Source organism: Rathayibacter sp. Leaf185 (genome assembly GCF_001423885.1).
GTDB lineage: Bacteria > Actinomycetota > Actinomycetes > Actinomycetales > Microbacteriaceae > Rathayibacter.
Genome location: NZ_LMPP01000001.1, coordinates 298,035 through 319,167 on the forward strand (window position 1 = coordinate 298,035; position 21,133 = coordinate 319,167).

Here is a 21,133-nt window from a genome sequence, read left to right on the forward strand (position 1 = left end):
ATGTTTCGGGGGTCGGCGGTCTAGGCGAGGACGAGCGCTGCTGCGATCCGGTCCTCATCGAAAGCACGCGCCATCCGCCTGCGCTGGCGCTCGGGGATACCGAGACCCTCGGCGACCTCCGGCCACGTTCGGACCTGATCGGCGACAGCGCGGATGATCCTCGCGCCCTCCTCCCGCGCGAGCGAGAAGGCGTCCGCGACGTCCAGCAGGTTCGCGAGGTCGCGAGCGCGCGGATCGTCCCGATCGCTGATGGGCCTCGACGCGGTCACTCCGCTGCTCGTGCTCGGGTTGATGTCGAAGACGGGAGCCAGCCGCCACCCGCGCCGAGTACGGAGGAAGCCATGGTTGCGCCAGTGGTCGTCGACGTTGTTGATCAGGACCGTCAGCGCGATGCGGCTGAACATCTCACGCAGATCCTCGCGGGGATCGGCACTGAGGTCGTTCACGACGTCCGAGAACTGCTCGTAGGTGTACCTCGACAGGTCGTTCGCCCCGATCCCGAGTGCGGACGCGGCGGAGATGTAGGCCGTCCTCGAGCCGTCGAGCGTGCGATCGAACCGGTCGACGATCAGCACGCTCTTCTCTCCTGAGGCGCGGTGCAGCGTCCACTCCGAGGTCGCGATGCCGGCCCGCGCGGCGAGGGTGAGCCCGAGCGCCTCCCATCGCTCCACATCCAGGTCGCCGTCCTTCGAGTGCGGGAGCTTCGCGAGGGCCAGGCGCCCGTCGGCTCTCCGCACATTCGCCTTCGGGCGGGCTCCGCCGGGAGAGGTCGCGATATCGGAGAGGTAGGCGAGATCGTCCTCCGACGCGTCCTCGGCCTCGTACCGCGCGGCGACCCGCACGACGCGGTCGATCTCGTGGATGTTCGCCACCCCGCCATCGCTCGAGAGCCACTCCCCCGCTCCCGTCGCGCGGAATCGGAGTGCGCCGAGCCGGGAGGCGTCCGAGACACCGAGGAGGTGATCCCACGCCCCACGGAGCGCGGGGACCGACGAGTCGCGCTTGCGGCGCTCGGCATGATTCGCCTCGATGAGCCGCTGTCCCCACTCATCCGGGGACGCGTCCTCGAAGGCGCCGGGGAGAGCGTGGGTCTCGGGCATCCACAGGCGACCCGTCACCAGCGGGAGATCGGGAGACACCGCGAACGCTCCAGGGGCGGCGAGGTAGCTCTCGTCGTACTGGAACGAGGACGAGGCGAGGTTCCGACCTGTGAAGGACGGATGGAGGATGCCCACGCGAACGAGTCCGAGCCGCTCGTCGTCGAGGTGCACCTCCACGGGCGGCGCGATCACAGCGATCCGCCCGCACCGAGGAGGGCGTCGATGCGGACCCGGGCGGTCTCGCTCCGGTAGGGATCGGACGACTGGACCACGGTGTCGGCGATGCCCAGCGCGGCCAGGACCGCGAACACCGAATCGATCCGCGCGGAGCCGTCGCCCGCTTCGAGGCGTCGCAGTGTCTCGCGGGTGACGCCCGCCCGCTCCGCCAGGAGAGATGCGGTCATGCCGTTGACCGCGCGCCAGCGCACGAGGTTCGCTCCGAACTCCGAGAGCAGCCGGGTTCGCTGGAGCGAGCGTCGCGCGACCATGTCGACCTCCTGGTAGGTATAACTGCCATTATCGCCGTATCTGAACGTTATGGCTGCATCCGACGAAGTAGACGTCGGGAGCGGCGCCGGCCTCGCTCGTCCGCGGGAATAGATCCGCCTCCGTCTGGTTGAATGGTGATGTACATGCAAACGCATGGATCAGGTCTCGTGAGGACGGGGCCACGGAGAGAAGGAGCGCCTGATGCAGTTCGGCATCTTCACGGTCAGCGACATCACGACCGACCCCACCAACGGGAACACCCCCAGCGAGTCCGACAAGATCAAGGCCACCCTCGCGATCGCCGACAAGGCCGAGGAGATCGGTCTCGACGTCTTCGCCCTCGGCGAGCACCACAACCCGCCGTTCTGGTCGTCCTCGCCGACGACCACCCTCGCGTACATCGCCGCGCGCACCGAGCGCCTCCTCCTGACCACGGCGATGGCCCTGATCACGACCAACGACCCGGTGAAGCTCGCCGAGGACTACGCGATGCTCCAGCACCTGTCGGGCGGCCGCGTCGACCTCATGCTCGGCCGCGGCAACACCGGCCCCGTCTACCCGTGGTTCGGCAAGGACATCCGCCGCGGCATCGAGCTGACGATCGAGAACTACGACCTCCTGCACCGCCTCTGGACCGAGGACTTCGTCGACTGGGAGGGACAGTTCCGCACTCCGCTGCAGGGCTTCCAGTCGACTCCGCGCCCGCTCGACGGCGTCGCGCCCTTCGTCTGGCACGGCTCGATCCGCTCGCCCCAGATCGCCGAGCAGGCCGCCTACTACGGTGACGGATTCTTCGCCAACCACATCTTCTGGCCCGCCTCGCACACCCAGAAGATGGTGCAGCTCTACCGCCAGCGCTTCGAGCACTACGGCCACGGCAGCGCCGACCAGGCGATCGTCGGACTCGGCGGGCAGATCTTCATGGCGAAGAACTCGCAGGACGCGGTGAAGCAGTTCCGCCCCTACTTCGACAACGCCCCGGTCTACGGCCACGGCCCCTCGCTCGAGGACTTCACCGAGCAGACGCCGCTCACCGTCGGCTCGCCGCAGCAGATCATCGACCGCACCCTCGGCTTCCGCGAGTACGTCGGCGACTACCAGCGGCAGCTGTTCCTGATCGACCACGCGGGTCTGCCTCTGAAGACGGTGCTCGAGCAGATGGACATGCTCGGCGAGATCCTCCCGGCGCTGCGCGCGGGCTTCGCCGAGGGACGCCCGGCGCACGTGCCGGACGCCCCCACCCACACCTCGCTCGTCGCCGCGCGCGACCAGCAGCCCGTCGCCGTCGACGCCTAGGAGGCGCCCCATGGACACCCGCCGCATCACCGTCCTCTCCGCCGGCCTCAGCCAGCCGTCGTCCACCCGCCTCCTCGCCGACCGCCTCGGCGATGCGACCGAGGCGGCGCTCGTCGAGCAGGGCTTCGCCGTCGAGCGGAGCGTCATCGAGCTGCGCGACCTCGCGCACGACGTCACGAACAACCTCCTGACCGGGTTCGCGAGCCCCGCACTCCAGACGGCGCTCGACGCGGTCGCCGGCGCCGACGGTCTCATCGCCGTGACGCCGATCTTCACCACCAGCTACAGCGGCCTCTTCAAGTCGTTCGTCGACGTGCTCGACACGGAGGCGCTCCGCTCGCTGCCCGTGCTGCTCGCGGCCACCGGCGGGTCGCCCCGCCACTCGCTCGCGGTCGACTACGCGATGCGACCGCTGTTCAGCTACCTGCACGCTGCTCCCCTGTCGACGTCGGTCTTCGCGGCGACGGACGACTGGGGAGGCGCGACCGAGGACGGCAGGGCCCTCCCCGCCCGCATCGAGCGCGCCGGCCGCGAGCTGGCCGACGAGGCCGCCCGCTCGACGCGCTCGGGCTCGGTGAGCGACCCGTGGGCGCTCGACGGAGACTTCGAGGGGCTGCTGGGCAAGCGAGGCTGATCGACTCCTTCTCTCACAGGAGCCGGCACCTGTCCAGTACCGGTGCCGGCTCCTCCCCTCGGGCTAGCCTCCCTGCGGGGAGCCAGTGGTGGCCCCCGAAGGGAGGCCCTGATGGGTATCAGCGCAGCAGGTCGGGACAGCATCGGCAGCACCGGGTCCGTCTTCGAGCGGGCCGTCCTGGATCGGCGCCGCTTCCTCGGCGCCCTGGGCGTCGCCGCCTCCGTGCCCGTGCTCGCCGGCTGCGGGTTCGCCCCCGCCGGTCCGCAGGCCAGCGCCGACAGCGGCACTCTGACCTTCACCACCTGGGGCACCGACGCGGAGCTCGCCGGGTTCCAGCGCGCGATCGACCGCTTCCAGGAGGCGAACTCGGGCGCGACGGTCACCTTGAACGCCGTGCCCTACGAGCAGATGTTCACCAACATCGACGCGCAGCTGCAGGCGGGCAATCCGCCCGACGTGTTCCGCGTGCCGTACTACACGTTCGGCAGCTACGCGGGGCGCGACCAGCTGCTCGACCTCACTCCTCACCTCGAGGCCGATGTGGCCGACCGCTTCACCGACGCGGCCTGGGCCGCCGTGCAGAGCAACGGCAGTCCGTTCGGAGTCCCGCACCACACCGACACGTCGCTGATCCTCTACAACACCGAGGCGCTGGCGACGGCGGGCATCACCGAGTTCCCCTCCTCTCCCGAGGAGGCGTGGACCTGGGAGGAGTTCTCCGAGGTCGGCGCGAAGCTCCGCGCCTCGCTGCCCGCCGAACGCTATCCCTTCGCCTACAACTGGCAGGGCAACGGCGTCACCCGCTGGCTCAGCCTCCTGTTCCAGGCCGACGGCCGATTCCTCACCGAGGATCTCAGCGGTCCCGCGATCGACTCCGCGGCCGGGCGCGCGGCGATCGACTTCAGCCGCAGCTTCTTCACCGACGGGCTGGTCCCGCCGAGCAGCTCGATCCAGGCGACGACCTATGCGAGCGACCTCTGGTACTCGCAGACGACCGCGATGACGTTCGCAGGCGCCTTCCTCATCCCCGACGCCGACGCGACCCTCGACTTCGAGTGGGGCGCGACCTACTCGCCGCGCAACGTGCGCGGCGGCGGCGACTTCGGCGGCAACGCGCTCGTCGCCACCAAGGCGACCGCGCAGCCCGAGCTGGCCGCCTCCTTCCTCGCGTTCGTGACCGAGGAGGAGGCGATGAGCGACTTCTGCTCCGGCGCCTCGCTGCTGCCCACCCGCCGCGACCTCACGGAGTCGGGCATCGAGTTCGCCGTCCGGCCCGAGCTGGCCGAGGTGTTCCTCGGGCAGGCGGGTACGGTGCAGGCATCCGACTCGGCCCAGGTCGCCTCGCCCGACATGGCGGCGATCATCGCGGTGCTCAAGGAGCAGCTCGAGGCCGCCTTCGTCGGCGGGCAGAGCACGGAGGACACCATCGCGACGCTCACGGCCGGCATCGCGGCCGCCATCCAGTGAGCATCGCCCCGCCGGCGCCGGCGCCGGTCGCCGCCCGGCCCCGGCGCCGATCCGGGGCGTCGGCGGCGCGCGAGACCGCCGCCGCGTACGCGTTCCTCGCGCCGAACCTCCTCATGCTGGGGTTGTTCGTGTTCGTGCCCCTGGGCGGCGCGTTCCTGATCAGCTTCCAGAGCACGAACGGCTTCGGCGACGGCGTCTTCATCGGTCTCGACAACTACGTGCGTCTGCTCTCGGATCCGCTGTTCTGGCGCTCGTCGCTCAACACGGCGCTGTTCACCCTGATCGTGACTCCGCTCTCGATGGCCCTCGGGCTGGGAGCGGCCGTGCTGCTGAACTCGGTGCTGCCGGCGCGCGCGGTGTTCCGGTCGATCCTGATCCTGCCGATGGCCGTGTCCGGAGTCGCGACGGCGCTCATGGGCGTGCTGATCTTCGACGAGAACAGCGGCGTGCTCGACGGGCTGCTGCAGACCATCGGGCTTCCGCGGATCGCGTGGCAGTCGGGCGGGGCCGCGGCGTTCGCCTCCGTGGTGCTGGTCACGCTGTGGTGGCGCGTCGGCTTCAACATGCTGATCTACCTGGCGGGGCTGCAGGGCGTGAATCCGACGCTCTACGAGGCCGCGCGGCTCGACGGCGCGAACGGCTGGCAGCAGTTCCGGCACATCACGGTGCCGATGGTCGGGCCGTCGACGTTCTTCCTGCTGATCCTCAACGTCATCTACTCGTTCCAGGTGTTCGACATCGTCTTCGTCCTCACCGGCGGCGGGCCGCAGAACGCCACCTCGGTGCTGGTCACCTACGCCTACGACACCGGATTCGTCACCCGCGACCAGGGCTATGCGGCGGCGATCGGCATCGTCCTGCTGATCGTCACGATGGTCTTCACCGCGGTGCAGTGGCGCACGAACAGGAACCGGGACCTCGTCGAATGAGCACCGCCTCGCGCACCACCCGCCTGCTCCGCCTGGCGCTCGCGATCGTCGTGTCGCTCGTCATCCTCTTCCCGCTGTACTGGATGGTCGTCGTCGCGTTCTCCTCGCGGGCCGAGCTGCTCGGCGGGACCCTGCGCCTCTGGCCGCGCGAGCTGACGCTGGTGAACTTCGATCGGGTGTTCTCGTCGTTCCCGGTGACCACCTGGTTCGGCAACTCGCTCGCGATCAGCCTCGTGACGGCCTTGATCACCGTGGCGATCAACCTGCTCGGCGGCTACGCCTTCGCGCAGCTGACCTTCCGCGGCTCCGGGCTGCTGTTCCTGCTCGCTCTGTCGACGCTGACCCTGCCGGTGCAGGTGATCATGGTGGCCCTGTTCCGCCTCGTCACCGACCTCGGGCTCTACGGCAGCTACTGGGCGGTGATCCTGCCGACGGCGGCGTCGGCGTTCGGGCTCTTCCTGGCACGGCAGTTCATCCTCGCGATCCCCCGCGATCTCATCGAGGCCGCCCGGATCGACGGAGCCGGTCACTTCCGCGTCTTCACCCGGATCGTGCTGCCGCTGTCGAAGCCGCTGATCGCCGTGCTGTTCTTCATGACGCTCCTCGGATCGTGGAACGACTTCGCCTGGCCGCTGATCGCGCTGAAGGAGAACGTGCTGTTCACCCTGCCGATCGGGCTGCTCTTCCTCCAGGGCCAGTTCGGCAGCGACTACGGGGCGACCATGGCGTTCGCGCTGGTGAACGTGGCCCCGATGGTCGTGCTGTTCCTGGTCTTCCAGCGCTACTTCGTGCAGGGATTCGCGCGCAGCGGACTGCGCTGACGAATCGGCCTCCTGGCCACTCTTGTCAAGTCCTCTTCTGCCACTCCCCAGCAAAGGACGCGAGCGGTACCGTCTACCTCAGGCGCCCCTTTCTGGGCGCACCGGGTCGTGCAGGCACCTTCCCGAGGTGCTCCAGGACGGGCTGTCCAGCGAGAGGCGAGGGTCGTCGTGAGTGTCATCGCCGCGAACGCAGCGCAGCAGAAGGTGGCCGGCCGCTACTACCTGATCGAGCGCATCGGCTCGGGAGGAATGGGCTCCGTCTACCGCGCCCGCGACGAGACCGTGCAGCGCGACGTCGCCGTCAAGGTGTTCCGCGCCGAGGCCTCGAGCCCCGAGGACGTGGCCCGTCAGGAGCGCGAGGTGCGGATGCTCTCCTCGTTCGCGCACCCGGGCATCGTCAATCTCTTCGACGCAGGGCTGCACAACTTCGGCGGAGAGGTGCGCCGCTACGTCGTCATGGAGCTCGTCGCGGACCCGACGATGGAGCGCCGGCTCGAGGCGGGCCCGATGGCCGCCGACGAGGTCGGTGCGATCGGCGCGCAGCTCGCCGAGGCGCTCGCCTACCTGCACGAGCGCGGAGTCGTCCACCGCGACGTGAAGCCGGCCAACATCCTCGTCAGCGACGTCGGATCCAGCGGCTACGACCACACCGCCAAGCTCACCGACTTCGGGGTCGCCCACTTCATGGACGGCTCGCGGCTCACCAGCGACGGCATCGTGATCGGCACCGCGAGCTTCGTCAGCCCCGAGCAGGTCGCGGGCGAGCCGATCAGCGGCGCGAGCGACGTGTTCTCGCTCGGCCTGGTCCTGCTCGAGGCGCTCACCGGGAAGCGGGAGTACTCCGGCACCGTCCTGGAGGCGGCGATCGCGCGGCTGCACCGCAGCCCCTCCGTCCCCGACTCGCTGCCGAAGCCGTGGCGGGTGCTGCTGACCTCGATGACCCAGCGCGACCCCGGCCGGCGCCCCACGGCGGAGCAGGTCGCTCAGCGCCTGCGCGGCGGGCTGGCCTCGGGGACGACGGCCCCGATGCAGCTGCCCCCGGCGGTGTCGCAGACGCGCTCGTCACGTCTGCGCCGCACGGTGATTATCGGCTCGAGCGTGGTGGGCGTCGGTGCGGTGGCCGCGCTGTCGTGGATGCTGGGAGTGCTCGCCGGGCGCTGAACTCGTCCGACGGCGTGCGATCTGCAGGAGCCCGTGTTGTCTGCAGGAGCTCGGCGTAGAAGAGCGCTCTCACCCGGTTCAGCGGGGCAGGGCGGGCGTGATCACCTGCGAATCGCGCGTCCTCAGGCTCCGCATGCCAGCTGCTCCCGGACCCGCTCGGCTCGCGGTGGTGCGATCTGCAGGAGACGGTGGTGCGATCTGCAGGAGACAGGGGCGGAAAAGCGCTCTCCTCCGCCTGAAGGCACTGGGAAACGCGCGATCACCTGCAGATCGCACCGGCGCCTGCAGACCGCACCGGCACCTGCAGACCGCACGTCCACCTGCAGACCGTACGACTGTGCGCCGGCTCCCAGGAGCTCAGACCTCGCCGGGCAGCGCTCGGCGGATCACGAGGCGGGTCCAGGCCCCGACGTAGATGCGGTCGCCCTCGTCGACCTCGCGGCGCTGGCCCGCCGGGATCGGCGTCTGCGGGAGCCCCGAACCGGCCGCGGCGAGGTAGGTGCCGTTCGCCGACTGGAGGTCCTCGACCCACCAGCGCAGACCGTCGGTCGAGAGCTGGCAGTGGCGGCGCGAGACTCCGGAGTCGGTGCCGCAGTCGATCTGCGGCGAGATCCCGCGCGAGACGGAGGGGCGCCCGACGAGCAGGGAGCGCTCGCGCAGCACGACGGTCGACGGCGGGCCGGGAGAGGGCATCGGGTCGTCGGCGCGCTGCTCCGCGTACCAGTCGGGGTCGATCCAGAGCTCGGCGATCCAGGGATCGGCCGTCTCGGCCTCGGCCGCCTCGGCGAGGACCTCGGTCGCCGGAGCAGGCGGCGCGGTCGCGACGGGGACGTCGAACCCCGCCTCCTCCTCCGGGACCAGTTCGGTCGGAGGCGCGGCCGACTCCGGTGCCGCCGCGGCCGGCACCTCGCCGAGATGCGCCGCGGGGTCCCCCGCGGGAGAGGCCGAGCCGCCGACCTCGGACGGCGCGCGCACCGCCCCGGACAACGTGAACGGATCGGCCTCGGGGAGGGAGCCGGTGGTGAAGTCGTAGCCGCAGTTCTCGCAGAACAGCGCGCCGGCCTCGTTCGGGTACGAGCAGTTGGGGCAGACCGCGGGGCCCGTCGGGATGGCGGTCGTCGGGGCCGCAGGGGCCGACGACACGGGCGCGGGCGCCTGGGTGGCGGCGATCGGCGCGCCGCAGACGTCGCAGTAGTCGCCGGAGGCCGACGTGTGCCCCTCGGGGCAGCGGAAGCTCATTTGCGCACCCGCGTGGTCTTGGTCGACGCGGTGTCGAGCGCCATCTCGTCGAGCTTGGCGACCCCGCGCTTGAGCCGGACGGTGCCCTCGTTCGGGTTGTCGATCTCGACCACCTTGCGGAGCTTCGCCGTCGCCTCGTCGTTGCCGGTGACCGCGGCGAGCTGCACGGCACGGCCGAGCTTCACGGTCGCCGTGGCCTCGTCGCCCGCGGCCTTCGCGGCGAGCCCGTCCTGGATCGCCGACGCGAGCTCGGTCTGGCCCGTGTAGTGCGCGACGGCCGGGTCGATGCGGGCGGTCAGAGCGGAGTCATCGGTCCAGCGTGCCTTCACCAGCGCGGACGCGACCACCTCGTCGCGCACGCTGAGCTGCACGCGCGCGGCGAGCTGCTCGGCACCGACCGGCTTCGACGCGACGCGGACGGCCACGTGGTACTCCCGCGACTCATCGCCCCAGGCGCCGGTCGGGTAGGAGCCGGTGAGCGGGTTCACCGAGGTCCGGCGGGAGCTGAGGTCCTCGAGGTTCGGTGCGACCTGGCGGACGAAGAGGAGCTGGGCGCCCTGCGGCGTCCACACGCGCAGCTCGCCGCTGGCGACTCCGCGGCCCATCGACGCCTGCATCAGCTGCTCGAAGTCGGCGGCCATGTCGGCCGGGTTCGCGATGAGGCCGACGGTGCCGAGCAGGGCGCTCGCGATCGTGCGCGCCTCCTCGACGACCCAGCGCGAGCCGACTCCGCGGACGTCGCACTGGAAGACCCCACCCGCGGCGCGGATCGCGGAGTCGAGCTGCATCCGCGACTCGTGCTCGTTCTTGCCGTCGGTGAGGAGGATCGCGTGGCGCTGCGTCGCCTCCGGAACGCTCGAGAAGAGCTGGCGGGCGAGGGTGAGCCAGGTGCCCATCGCCGTGCCGCCGTCGGCCTGGAGGAAGCCGATCGCCTCCTTCGCCGCGGCTCGCGCGCCCGGCTCCATGCGCACCATCGGAACGGAGGCGTTGGGGTAGGGGAACGCGCGGTCGGCCCGTTCGGAGCCCGCGACGACGGCGAAGAAGGTACCGTCGAGGATCTGGTCGACCGCGACGGCGGCGGCGCGCTTCGCCGCGGTCATGTTCTCGCCGGTCATCGATCCGGAGCAGTCGACGATGATGATCTCAGCAGCCGCGCCGTCACTGCCGGCCGCACCGGTGCCCGACGCGGTCACGGTCACGATCGCGTGCACATCGGTGGCGCCGTCCGAGAGGAACTCGTTCTGAAACACACTCGCGCTGAACTCCGCCATTCGCTCAGCTTATTGTGCGGGCTCCTCGCCGTGGCGCTCCTCGCCGGATGCGCAGCAAGCCCGGCGGCGCCTCCCGCCGGCGCTCGCTTCGACTACCAGCTGGGCGGCGCCTACCCGTCTGCCGACGGGATCGACCTCGTCGTGCGCGACCGGTCGGACGCTCCCGAGGAGGGCGTCTACTCGGTCTGCTACGTGAACGCGTTCCAGACGCAGCCGGGCGAGGAGGCGGAGTGGACGGGCGATCGCGCCGGACTGCTGCTGCGCGACGCCTCGGGAGAGACGGTGAGCGACCCCGACTGGCCCGACGAGACCCTCCTCGACGTGTCGACGCCGGCGAAGCGCGACGCCCTGATCGAAGTCGTCGGCGAGTGGATCGCGGGCTGCGCCGAGAGCGGCTTCGACGCCGTCGAGGCCGACAACCTCGACTCCGCCACCCGCTCCGACGGCCTGCTGACCGACGAGCAGACCGGCGCGTTCGCCGAGGCCCTCGTCGCTGCCGCGCACGACGCCGGTCTCGCGATCGGCCAGAAGAACGCCTCCGAGCGGGCGGAGGAGATGCGCGGGATCGGCTTCGACTTCGCCATCACCGAGGAGTGCGAGGTGTTCGAGGAGTGCGATGCCTACACCGACGTCTACGGCGATCGCGTCTACGAGGTCGAGTACACCGACGAGCCCGACGCGGAGGCGGTGTTCGAGCGCGCCTGCTCCCTCCGCGGCGACCGCATCGGCGTGCTGCTGCGCGATCGCGACCTGCTCACGCCCGGCGACGACGACTTCGTCTCGGAGAGCTGCTGAGCGCTCAGCCCGCAGGGAACGCCTGCACGGCGGAGGCGGGCCGCGCCGCCTCCCACCAGGCCGCCTGGCGCAGCACCTCGAGGTCGGCGAAGCGGCGGCCCGAGATCTGCAGAGCGATCGCGCGGCCGTCGGAGGTGGTGCCCGCGTTGATGCTCGCGGCCGGCTGCCCCGACATGTTGTAGGGCAGCGTGAAGGCGATGTGCGCCATGCCGCGGTCCTCGTGCCCCCACGGCATCGGCCACTCCGCGGGGAACGCCGCGACCGGCGCGACCGGCGAGAGCACGGCGTCGAACGGGAGGGTGGCCTCGACGGTGCGGCGGCGCAGCTCGCTGATCGCCTCGGTGGCCTCGAGCACGCGGCGGCCCGAGACGTCGGCTCCGCCGTGCACCCACGTGGTGATGAAGGGCAGCGCGCGCGCCTTCGCCTCGGTGGGCAGCTCGTAGTAGGTGCGCCAGAAGCGCACGCGCCAGAAGAGGTCGACCTGCTCGAGCACGTCGTCGTCGATGAACGCGGGCAGCTCGACGACCTCGGCGCCGGCGTCCGACCACCTGTCGGCCGCGGCGAGCACGGCGGCGCGGATCTCGGGGTCGACCGGCATGCCGGCTCCGGGATCGACGTGGACGGCGACTCGGCGGCCGCGCACGTCGAGGTCGAGATCGCTCCAGTCGATGCTCTCGGGCGGGAGCGAGGTGTAGTCGCGGGTGTCGGGGCGCGAGAGCACCGACATGCCGAGGGCCACATCCGCGACCGTCTGCGCGATCGGGCCCGCGGCTCGGCCCTGGTAGGGGTTGTCGAGCGGGATGCGGCCGTCGCTCGGCTTGAGCGTGGCGAGTCCGAGCCAGGCGGCGGGCAGGCGGACCGAGCCGCCGATGTCGGTGCCGACGTGGAAGGTGCCGAACCCGGCGGCCGCGGCGGCGCCCGCCCCTGCCGACGAGCCACCGACGGTGAGCGCGGGATCGAGCGGGCTGCGGGTCACTCCGTGCGCGCTCGAGACGCCGGAGGAGAGCATCCCCCAGTCGGGCATCGTGGTCGAGCCGATGATGACGGCGCCGGCCTCGTGGAGGCGCGCGACGGCGGGCGAGTCGTGCGACGGGACCGTCGCCGCGGCGGCCGCGGTGCCGGCGCGCGCGGGGAGACCGGCCCGGTACAGGTTCTCCTTGACGGTCACGGGAACGCCGTCGACCGGTCCGCGCTGCTCACCGGAGCGCCAGCGCTGCTCGCTCTCGCGTGCCGCGGCGAGCGCGAGAGCGGGGTCGAGATCGCTGAACGCGTTGATCGCCGGGTTCCGCACCTCGATGTCGGCGAGGATCTCCTCCGTCACCTCGACCGGGGAGAGCTCACCGGAGGCGTAGCCGGCGGCGAGACGGGCGCCACCGAAGCGGGAGGCGGTCTGGGTGGCGGGGGTCATCTGATCTCCTGGCGGTGGCGGATCGAGGGCGTCGCGGCGATCAGCGCGCGGGTGTAGTCGTCGGCCGGGTCCTCGTAGATCGCGCGGGTCGCACCCTGCTCGACGATCTCGCCCCGCCGCATGACGGCGACGCGATCGCAGAGGTAGCGGACGACGCCGAGGTCGTGCGAGACGAAGATCAGCGTGAGCCGGTACTCCTCGACGAGGTCGGCGAGCAGGTTCAGCACCTGCGCGCGCACCGAGACGTCGAGCGCGCTGACGGGCTCGTCGGCGACGAGGATCCTCGGGCGGCAGACGAGGGCGCGCGCGATCGAGATGCGCTGGCGCTGGCCGCCCGAGAACTGGTGCGGGTAGCGGTCGACGGAGTCGGCCGGCAGCCCGACCGCGGCGATCATCTCGGCGACACGGGCGGCGCGCTCGGCCCTGCCCATCGCCTCCCCCGTGTTCGCCGCGTTCAGCAGCGGCTCGGCGATGATGTCGCCGACGCGCATCCGCGGGTCGAGGGAGGCCATCGGATCCTGGAACACGATCTGGAGGCTGCGGCGCACCTCGGCGAGATCGGCCTTCCTGTGCGTGCTGAGGTCGCGGCCGACGACCTCCAGTGCGCCCGCGGTCGGGGTGTCGAGCCCCGAGAGCAGGCGCAGGAGCGTCGACTTGCCGGATCCCGACTCCCCCACGATCCCGAAGCGGTCGCCCGCGCGGATCTCGAAGTCGAGCCCGCGGAGGGCATGCACCTTCTGCGAAGGGGCGAACAGGGAAGAGCGGCCGCGGTCGTAGGTCTTCGTGAGCCCGGAGGCGCGCACCACGGCGGGCGCCGCGGGGGCGGCCTCGCGCTCGGCCCGGCCGGCGTCCATCCGGTCGACCGAGAGGCCGGGCGTGTAGCCCTGCGAGGTGGCGACGGTGAACAGACGGCCGGCGGAGTCGGTGGCGTCGAGGTCGGAGGCGGCCAGCAGACCTCGGGTGTACGGGTGCTCGGGCCGGGTGAAGACCCGGTCGATCGGTCCCTCCTCGACGACGACCCCGGCATTCATCACGAGGACGCGGTCGCAGGTCTCGCCGACCACCGCGAGGTCGTGGGTGATGAAGAGGAGCCCGGTGCCGCGCTCCGAGACCGTGCGCAGCACCAGGTCGAGGACCTGCTTCTGCACGGTGACGTCGAGGGCGGTCGTCGGCTCGTCGGCGACGAGCAGCGCCGGGTCGTTGGCGAGGGCGATGGCGAGGACGACCCGCTGCCGCTGACCGCCCGAGAGCTGGTGGGGGTAGGCGCGCGCCGCCTCCTCGGGTGAGGGCAGCCCGACATCGGCGAGCAGCTCGACCGCCCGGCGGCGGGCCGCGCGGCGATCGGGCTGGGTGCGGTGGATCTCCATCACCTCGGCGATCTGGCGGCCGACGCGCATCAGCGGGTTGAGCGCGGTCATCGGCTCCTGGAACACCATCGCCATCGACGAGCCGCGCAGGCGTGCGGCGGCCCGCTCGCCGAGGCTCACGATGTAGGTGTCGGCGCCGCCGACCCGCACGCGGCCGGTCGCGGTGACCGTGTCGGGCAGAAGGCCCATGACGGCGAGCGAGGTGAGCGACTTGCCCGAGCCCGACTCGCCGATCAGACCCACGCGCTCGCCCGCTCCGATGCGGAAGGTCAGGTCGTCGACGAGGAGGCGCTCGCCGGCGTGCACCGAGAGGCCGGCGACGTCGAGCGCGAAGGGGCGTGGTTCAGCGGAGTGCATCAGCGGTTCCTCATCTTCGGGTCGAAGCGGTCGCGCAGACCGTCGCCGAGCAGGTTGAAGCCGAGGACCGCGAGCGCGATCGCCAGGCCGGGCACGATCGCCAGGTAGTCGTAGGCGCCGAGGAACTGCTGCGAGTCCTGCAGCATCCGGCCCCACGAGGGGGTGGGCGGCTTGGTGCCGAGCCCCAGGAACGAGAGCCCCGCCTCCGCCAGCACCGCGATGCCGAAGTTGACCGAGCACTGCACGACGAGCAGCCCCGAGATGTTGGGCAGGACGTGCCGGATCGCGATGGCGAAGCCCGAGCGGTTGGCGGCGCGGGCGGCGAACACGTAGTCGGTGCTCATCACCTGCAGGGTGCCGGCGCGGGCGACCCGGGCGAACGCGGGCGCCGCTCCGATGCCGAGCGCGACCATCGCGGTCGTGGTGTCGGCGCCGAAGACCGCGCCGAAGACGATCGCGAGCAGGAGGCCGGGGAACGCCATCACGACGTCGCTGCCGCCCATGATCAGGGCGCCCGTGCGCTGGGGCCGCATACCCGCGAGGATGCCGAGCGGGACTCCGATGACCGCCGCGATGGCGACCGCCACGGTGCCCACCAGCAGGGTGATCTGCGCGCCGACCATGATCTGCGAGAGCACGTCGCGCCCGTAGCGGTCGGTGCCGAGCGGATGTGCGGCGTTCGGGAACAGCAGGCGATCGGCTGCGACGGAGCGCTCGGGGTCGTAGGGCGTCCAGACCAGCGAGACCAGGGCGGTGACGAGCACCAGGAGGATCAGCGCGGCGCCGATCCAGAGCTGGGCGTCGGCTCCGGCTCGCAAGCGCCGGAAGCGCCCCGGGACCTGCGTGATCAGCCGGGTGCGCGGCGGCACCGGCCGGCCGGGCTCGGTGCCGGGCGGGAGCGTGGCGGTCATGAGGCCCTCCGGAGTCGGGGATCGAGGAGCGTGAAGGCCAGGTCGACCAGGAAGTTGATCGCGACGATCGCGACGACCAGCACCGCCACGACCGCCTGCACGGCGAGCAGATCGCGGTTGCCGACGGAGTCGACGAGATAGCTGCCGAGACCCGGGATGCTGAAGACGCGCTCGATCACGACGGCGCCGATGAAGAGGCCGGCGAGCTGCACGCCGACGATCGTCAGGACCGGGATGCCGGCGTTGCGCAGCCCGTGCCTGACCAGCGCGGCGCCCGCGGTGAGGCCCTTCGAGCGGGCGGTGCGGAGGAAGTCCTCGCGCATGATCTCGAGGACCGCCGAGCGGACGTACCGCGTCAGGATCGACGCCTGCACCGAGCCGAGCGCGATCGCGGGCAGGGCGATGTGCGAGAGGAACGCCGGGTCCGATGGCGGCACCCAGCCTCCGGAGGGGAACCAGCCCAGCCCGATCGCGAAGAACGCGACCAGCAGCACGCCGACCAGGAAGTTGGGGACGGCCACGCCGATCTGCGAGATGCCCGAGATGACGACGCCTGAAGCGTGCCGCTGCCTCATGGCCGCGAGGGTGCCGAGCGGGATCGCGACGACCAGCGCGATCAGCATCGCGACGACCACCAGGATCAGCGTCACCTGGAAGCGGTCGGAGACGATCGGCGAGATCGCCTGCCCCGTGACGGCGGAGGTGCCGAGGTCGCCGCGGAGCAGCCCGCCCAGCCAGTCGAGGTACTGCACGACGAGCGGGGCGTCCGTGCCGTTCGCGGCCCGCCAGGCGTCGAGCTGCTCCGGTGTCGCCTCGATGCCGAGGGCGACCGTCGCGGCGTCTCCCGGCATCACGCGCAGGAGGAGGAACACGACGATCGTCGAGATGAGTACGGTCGCGAGGAAGTTGCCGACGAGTGCGAGCATCCGCAGCGCCATGGTCGCCTCCTTTCAGTGGGGGCGTCGTTCTCGGGAGGAGCGGGAGGCGGCGGCGCCCGGAGGCACCGCCGCCGGGTGGTCAGGACCAGGCGAGACCGGTGAGGTCGAGCGACTCCGTCACCGAGTTGCCGGCGATGCCGGTGAGACCTGCGTCGGCGATCACGATGTTGGGGAAGAGGAACAGCGGCACGGCGGGCACGTCGGTGGCGACCTCGGCGACCACGTCCTTCATGCCGGTGACCCACTCCTCCTGCGAGGCGGTGTCGGCCGCGGTGGCCCTCGTCGTCACGTCGGGGTTGTCGTAGCCGATGTAGTAGCCGGAGTCGCCGAAGTTGGCGAGGAAGTCGCGCGGCTCGACGGCGAGGATGACCGACATCTCGTAGTCGTGCCGGGTGAACACCTTGTCGAGCCAGACCGCGGGGAACTCGTCCGACGCGATCGTCGCGTCGATGCCGACCTCGGCCAGCTGCGAGACGACGACCTCGGAGACGGCGGTGGCGTAGGGGCGGGTGGGGACATCGAAGGTGATCGACAGGTCCTCGGCCCCCGCCTCGGCGAGCAGCTCGCGCGCCTTCTCGGGGTCGTAGGCGTACTCGTCGGTCAGATCCTCGTAGTACGGGTCGGTCGGGGGCACCATCGCGCCGATGAGCTCGCCGTATCCGGCCCACGCGGTGTCGATGATCGCCTGGCGGTCGAGGGCGTAGGCGATGGCCTGACGGACGCGCAGATCGTCGAACGGCGGCTTCGCGTTGTTCATCGAGAGCATGATCTCGCCGTTCGAGGTGCCCTGGATGACCTGGAACTCGTCGTTCGTCTCGAACTGGCCGACGAGGTCGGGGGCCTGCATGTTGTAGAGCATGTCGACGTCGCCGGCGCGCAGCGCGTTGGTCGAGGCGACGGCGTCGGCGAAGTAGCGGAGGGTGACGTCGGTCACGGCGGGGGCCTCGCCCCAGTAGTCCTCGCGGGCCGCCAGCGAGATGTGGTCGCCGGTCACGCGCTCGGTGACGGTGTACGGGCCGGTGCCGACGGGCGTGTTGGCGAGGTCGCCGACTCCGCTCTCGTCGAACATCAGGCCGACGCTGCCGCCCATGTCGAAGAGCCACGAGTTGCTGGGGCGGGTGAGCACGACCTTCGCCTCGGTGGGCGAGACGACGTCGACGCGGTCGAGGACCGCCATCTTGGCCTTGTTGATCGTCCAGTCGGTCGCGATGCGCTCGAGCGAGAACTTCACGTCGTCGGCGGTGAACTCGGCGCCGTTCGAGAAGGTGACGCCCTCCTCGAGCACGAAGTCGTACTCGAGCCCGTCGTCGCTGACGGTCCACGACGTCGCGAGCTTCGGGGCGAGCTCGCCGTCCTGGTCGACGGCGACGAGGCCCTCGTAGACGTTGTTCATCAGCGCCTGCGGGATGGCGGCGCCGGCCGTGGTGGTGAAGTCGAAGTTGGCGGGCTCGCCGGTGAGGCCGATGATCGCGGTCGGGTCGTGCGCTTCTCCGTCCGCGCCTCCGGAGCTGGCGTTGCCGGCGCCGGCACTGCAGGCGGAGAGCGCCAGGGCCGAGAGGAGGGCGGTCGCGGCGAGCGCGAGGCGGCGAGGGGTCGTGGTCACGGGAGCGGCTCCGAGGGGTCGGGCGGTGCAGGATCTTCGGGAGGGAGTGAAGGGTTCTTCAGGGCGATGCGGTACTGGTCTGACCAGTAGAAGGAACGCTAGGATGGCGCCGCGACGCGGGTCAAGCGAGGAAACAAAGATGTAACGTGCCCGACCCGAGCGAGGAGGACCCCGTGACGATCAGTCCGTCCAGCACCGTGAGCTTCAGCGCGGTGCAGAAGGTCAGCGCGTACGAGTCGATCGTCGAGCAGATCGAGCGGGCCGTCGAGTCCGGCGAGCTCAAGCCGGGCGACCGTCTCCCGGGCGAGCGCCAGCTGATGGCCGACTTCTCGGTCAGTCGCGCCGTCGTGCGCGAGGCGCTGCGCGTCCTCCAGGCGACCGGGCTCCTCGAGTCCAGGCCCGGCGATCCGCGCGGACCGATGATCACCGCCTACTCTCCCCGCATGCTCGAGAAGTCGATGGCCCGGCTCGCCCACCTCGAGAGCATCAGCCGCGTCGAGCTGCTGCAGTTCCGCCTCCTGCTCGAGGGGCAGTCGTGCCTGCTCGCCGCCGAGAACCGCACTGCGGAGGATCTCGCCGTGATCGAGGAGCACCTCGCCGCCCTGCACGAGGTCGCCCGCGGCGAGGCCGACGGCTTCGGTGAGCGGGTCAACCGCTTCCACGCTGCGATCCGCCGAGCCTCCGGCAATCAGCTGATCGAGGTCTGCGGCAACGTGGTCGGCGGAGTGATGGCCCACCTCGCCGACGGCCGCCTCGTCACCGAGACCGACCGCCTCGCCCGCATGCGGCAGAGCGCCGCCGACGGCGAGACTCTCGTCGACGCCCTGCGGAGGCGAGCGCCGCACGAGGCGGCCGACATCTCGCGCCGCACCATCTACCGGTACTACGCCGACGATCTCACCGCGGACGAGGTGCGCGCGCTGGCGAGCTCGATCCCGGGCGTCGGCGCCTGATCGCGTCCCGGTAGCATCGGCCGCTCCGACAGGGAGCGGGGACGCATGCGGGAGTACACGCCGCTCGAGCAGCGGATCGACGACGCCGGCTCGTGTCGGCGTCGAAGCTGGTGTCGTGGTTCCTGCTGATGATCGTGTCGGTGGTGCTGGTCACGGCCGTGTATCCGCCCGCCGCTCCCGACGCCGCCGTCAAGCCCGGACCGCGGACCGCCGCGGCCTGACAGGCTGTCGGCCGTGCCTCCCTGGTCCCTCGCCCTGCTCAGCGGCGCCATCGGCGGCGCCACCCTCCTGGTCGGCGCCGCCCTCGCGTGGTTCGTCCGCGTGCCCCCGAAGCTCACCGCTGCGATCTCGGCGTTCGGCGCGGGAGTGCTGATCTCTGCGCTCGCCTACGAGCTCGTCGAGGAGGCGGCCGACGACGGCGGCCTGCTGCCCACCGTGCTCGGCACCCTCGTCGGCGCGCTCGTCTTCGTCGGAGCCGACGCCCTGCTCACCCGCGCAGGCGCCGGCAACCGCAAGAGCTCGAAGGGCACGGGCGGAGGCGGCGGCGCGGCGATCGCGGCCGGCGCGCTGATCGACGGGATCCCCGAGTCGATCGTGCTCGGCCTCTCGGTCGCGCAGGGCGGCGCCGGAGCAGCGATCAGCGTGCCGATCGTCGCCGCCGTCGCGATCTCGAACCTGCCCGAGGGCCTCTCCTCCACCGTCGGCATGAAGACCGACGGCCGGTCGGCCCGCTACGTCTTCACGGTCTGGGGAGGCATCGCGGGCCTGTCCGCGATCGCGGCGCTCGTCGGCTTCCTCGTCTTCGCGACGGCGCCGGGAGCGGTGGTCGCGTTCGTGACGACGGTCGCCGCCGGCGCGATCCTGGCGATGATCTCGAACACGATGATCCCGGAGGCGTTCGACCGCGACGACGTGCTCACCGGGCTGTACGCCGTGCTCGGGTTCGTCACCGCCTTCACGCTGCATTCGTTGTGAACGCCGCGCAGCGGCGTTCCGCAGTCGGCAGAGCCGAGGCCGCTTCCCGCAGAGCGCTAGGCGTCCAGAGAACTCAGCGCGTCGTCGAGGATCGCCAGGCCGCGAGCGACCTCCTCCGGGGTCACGACGGCCGGCGGCACGACGTGGATGCGGTTGTCGGCGGTGAAGGGCAGGAGCCCGCGCGAGAGCAGGTCGGCCTTCAGGCGGCCGACGGCGGCGGCGGGCAGCGGCTCGCGCGTGGAGCGGTCGGTGACGAGCTCGAGCGCCCAGAACACTCCGGAGCCGCGGACTTCGCCGATGACGTCGTGCTTCGCCTCGAGCGCCGCGAGGCCGGGGGCGAGGTGCTGCGATCCGATGGTCTTCGCATTGTCGACGATGCCCTCCTCGGCCATCGCCTCGAGCGTCGCGACGACGCTCGCCGCGGCGAGCGGGTGCCCGGAGTAGGTGAGCCCGCCGGGGAACACGCGCTCGTCGAAGTGGTGCGCGATCGGATCCGAGATGATCACGCCTCCGATCGGCACGTAGCCGGAGTTGACGCCCTTGGCGAAGGTGATCAGGTCGGGGCGCACGTCGAACGCGTCGAAGGCGAACCACTCGCCGGTACGGCCGAACCCGGCCATCACCTCGTCGAGGATGAGCTGGATCCCGTAGCGGTCGGCGATCGCGCGGACGCCGGGGAGGTAGCCGGGCGGCGGGGTCAGGATGCCGGCGGTGCCCGGGATCGTCTCGATCAGGAACGCGGCGATCGACTCCGGACCCTCGGCCTGCACGACGCGCTCGAGGTGGTGCAGCGCGCGCTCGCACTCCTGCTCGGGGGTCTCGGCCCAGAATTCGGTGCGGTAGAGGTAGGGGCCGAAGGCGTGCACGTGTCCGCGCGCGTACTCGTTGGGGATGCGGCGCCAGTCTCCGGTCGAGACGATCGCCGCGCCGGTGTTGCCGTGGTACGAGCGGTAGAACGAGACGACCTTGTCGCGGCCGGTGTAGAGCCGCGCCATGCGGATCGCGTTCTCGTTGGCGTCGGCGCCTCCGTTGGTGAAGAAGACCTTCTCGAAGCCCTCGGGCGCCCGCTCGGTGATCAGGCGCGCCGCCTCGGCGCGGGTCTCGTTCGCGGCGGCGGGGCCGACGGTCGTGAGGATCGCGGCCTGCTCCTGGATCGCCGCGACGACCTTCGGGTGCTGGTAGCCGATGTTGACGTTGACCAGCTGGCTCGAGAAGTCGAGGTAGCGGGTGCCGTCGACGTCCCAGACCTCGCAGCCGAGACCGCCGGCGATCGGCAGCGGGTTCAGCGACCCCTGCGCCGACCACGAGTGGAACACCCGCGAGCGGTCGGCAGCACTGACGGAGGCGTTGTCGCGGACAGAGGTCGGACTGGTCGAGAGCGTCATGACCCCATCGTGCCGCTCCTCGTCGATGCTGTGG

The 21,133-nt window shown here is 71.2% G+C and carries 20 protein-coding genes; 10 read left to right on the forward strand and 10 right to left on the reverse strand.

What is annotated here, in order from left to right:
* Positions 1–20 precede the first annotated feature (20 nt).
* Together ASG06_RS01545 and ASG06_RS01550 are read right to left on the reverse strand one after the other, a co-directional pair.
* Positions 21–1,292 carry a type II toxin-antitoxin system HipA family toxin gene (locus ASG06_RS01545; RefSeq protein WP_056037566.1) on the reverse strand — a complete coding sequence of 424 codons (1,272 nt, stop codon included), beginning with the start codon at positions 1,290–1,292 and terminating at the stop codon, positions 21–23.
* Complete coding sequence (locus ASG06_RS01550) at positions 1,289–1,588, reverse strand: helix-turn-helix domain-containing protein (protein ID WP_056037569.1); 300 nt, start codon at positions 1,586–1,588, stop codon at positions 1,289–1,291. Before ASG06_RS01550 ends, ASG06_RS01545 begins: the two co-directional genes overlap by 4 nt.
* A gap of 202 nt (positions 1,589–1,790) precedes the next feature.
* Between ASG06_RS01550 and ASG06_RS01555 the strand changes: the two genes are divergently transcribed.
* From ASG06_RS01555 to ASG06_RS01580, 6 genes are all read left to right on the forward strand, one after another.
* On the forward strand, positions 1,791–2,885 hold the full coding sequence (locus tag ASG06_RS01555; RefSeq protein WP_056037572.1) for an LLM class flavin-dependent oxidoreductase: 1,095 nt from the start codon (positions 1,791–1,793) through the stop codon (positions 2,883–2,885).
* A 10-nt stretch (positions 2,886–2,895) separates the two neighbouring features.
* Positions 2,896–3,519 (forward strand): FMN reductase, encoded by a 624-nt coding sequence (locus ASG06_RS01560; RefSeq protein WP_056037575.1) that lies wholly within the window; start codon positions 2,896–2,898, stop codon positions 3,517–3,519.
* A 111-nt stretch (positions 3,520–3,630) separates the two neighbouring features.
* Positions 3,631–4,986 (forward strand): ABC transporter substrate-binding protein, encoded by a 1,356-nt coding sequence (locus ASG06_RS01565; RefSeq protein WP_082498860.1) that lies wholly within the window; start codon positions 3,631–3,633, stop codon positions 4,984–4,986.
* Positions 4,983–5,915 carry a carbohydrate ABC transporter permease gene (locus ASG06_RS01570; protein ID WP_231727578.1) on the forward strand — a complete coding sequence of 311 codons (933 nt, stop codon included), beginning with the start codon at positions 4,983–4,985 and terminating at the stop codon, positions 5,913–5,915. The genes ASG06_RS01565 and ASG06_RS01570 overlap by 4 nt, the downstream gene beginning before the upstream one ends.
* On the forward strand, positions 5,912–6,736 hold the full coding sequence (locus tag ASG06_RS01575) for a carbohydrate ABC transporter permease (protein ID WP_056037577.1): 825 nt from the start codon (positions 5,912–5,914) through the stop codon (positions 6,734–6,736). Before ASG06_RS01570 ends, ASG06_RS01575 begins: the two co-directional genes overlap by 4 nt.
* A 168-nt stretch (positions 6,737–6,904) precedes the next feature.
* Positions 6,905–7,897 (forward strand): serine/threonine-protein kinase, encoded by a 993-nt coding sequence (locus ASG06_RS01580; RefSeq protein ID WP_056037582.1) that lies wholly within the window; start codon positions 6,905–6,907, stop codon positions 7,895–7,897.
* A gap of 357 nt (positions 7,898–8,254) precedes the next feature.
* Here ASG06_RS01580 and ASG06_RS01585 read toward each other — a convergent pair whose 3' ends face one another.
* Positions 8,255–9,136 (reverse strand): FHA domain-containing protein, encoded by an 882-nt coding sequence (locus ASG06_RS01585; protein WP_056037585.1) that lies wholly within the window; start codon positions 9,134–9,136, stop codon positions 8,255–8,257.
* Positions 9,133–10,407 (reverse strand): VWA domain-containing protein, encoded by a 1,275-nt coding sequence (locus ASG06_RS01590; protein WP_056037588.1) that lies wholly within the window; start codon positions 10,405–10,407, stop codon positions 9,133–9,135. Before ASG06_RS01590 ends, ASG06_RS01585 begins: the two co-directional genes overlap by 4 nt.
* A gap of 12 nt (positions 10,408–10,419) precedes the next feature.
* On the opposite strand from ASG06_RS01590, the gene ASG06_RS01595 reads away from it, so the two are divergent.
* Positions 10,420–11,202 (forward strand): endo alpha-1,4 polygalactosaminidase, encoded by a 783-nt coding sequence (locus ASG06_RS01595; protein WP_231727579.1) that lies wholly within the window; start codon positions 10,420–10,422, stop codon positions 11,200–11,202.
* Between the two features lie 4 nt (positions 11,203–11,206).
* On the opposite strand, the gene ASG06_RS01600 is transcribed toward ASG06_RS01595, so the two are convergent.
* From ASG06_RS01600 to ASG06_RS01620, 5 genes are all read right to left on the reverse strand, one after another.
* Positions 11,207–12,610 carry an amidase gene (locus ASG06_RS01600; protein ID WP_056037591.1) on the reverse strand — a complete coding sequence of 468 codons (1,404 nt, stop codon included), beginning with the start codon at positions 12,608–12,610 and terminating at the stop codon, positions 11,207–11,209.
* Positions 12,607–14,334, reverse strand: a complete 1,728-nt coding sequence (locus ASG06_RS01605; RefSeq protein WP_056037594.1) for a dipeptide ABC transporter ATP-binding protein — start codon at positions 14,332–14,334, stop codon at positions 12,607–12,609. The genes ASG06_RS01600 and ASG06_RS01605 overlap by 4 nt, the downstream gene beginning before the upstream one ends.
* Positions 14,334–15,245 (reverse strand): ABC transporter permease, encoded by a 912-nt coding sequence (locus ASG06_RS01610; protein WP_082498861.1) that lies wholly within the window; start codon positions 15,243–15,245, stop codon positions 14,334–14,336. Before ASG06_RS01610 ends, ASG06_RS01605 begins: the two co-directional genes overlap by 1 nt.
* Positions 15,242–16,183 carry an ABC transporter permease gene (locus tag ASG06_RS01615; RefSeq protein WP_056037597.1) on the reverse strand — a complete coding sequence of 314 codons (942 nt, stop codon included), beginning with the start codon at positions 16,181–16,183 and terminating at the stop codon, positions 15,242–15,244. Before ASG06_RS01615 ends, ASG06_RS01610 begins: the two co-directional genes overlap by 4 nt.
* A 79-nt stretch (positions 16,184–16,262) precedes the next feature.
* The gene (locus ASG06_RS01620) at positions 16,263–17,786 is read right to left on the reverse strand and encodes an ABC transporter substrate-binding protein (RefSeq protein WP_056037600.1); all 1,524 of its coding nucleotides are present in this window, start codon (positions 17,784–17,786) and stop codon (positions 16,263–16,265) included.
* Positions 17,787–17,959: 173 nt separating this feature from the next.
* On the opposite strand from ASG06_RS01620, the gene ASG06_RS01625 reads away from it, so the two are divergent.
* From ASG06_RS01625 to ASG06_RS01630, 3 genes are all read left to right on the forward strand, one after another.
* Complete coding sequence (locus ASG06_RS01625) at positions 17,960–18,739, forward strand: FadR/GntR family transcriptional regulator (RefSeq protein WP_197409339.1); 780 nt, start codon at positions 17,960–17,962, stop codon at positions 18,737–18,739.
* Positions 18,740–18,831: 92 nt separating this feature from the next.
* Positions 18,832–18,960, forward strand: coding sequence for a hypothetical protein (locus tag ASG06_RS19770; protein ID WP_442965594.1), 129 nt, complete (start codon positions 18,832–18,834; stop codon positions 18,958–18,960).
* Positions 18,961–18,973: 13 nt separating this feature from the next.
* Entirely contained in the window at positions 18,974–19,714 is a 741-nt protein-coding gene (locus ASG06_RS01630; RefSeq protein ID WP_056037607.1) for a ZIP family metal transporter, read from the forward strand.
* A gap of 56 nt (positions 19,715–19,770) precedes the next feature.
* On the opposite strand, the gene ASG06_RS01635 is transcribed toward ASG06_RS01630, so the two are convergent.
* Entirely contained in the window at positions 19,771–21,099 is a 1,329-nt protein-coding gene (locus ASG06_RS01635) for an aspartate aminotransferase family protein (RefSeq protein WP_056037611.1), read from the reverse strand.
* Positions 21,100–21,133: the final 34 nt, after the last annotated feature.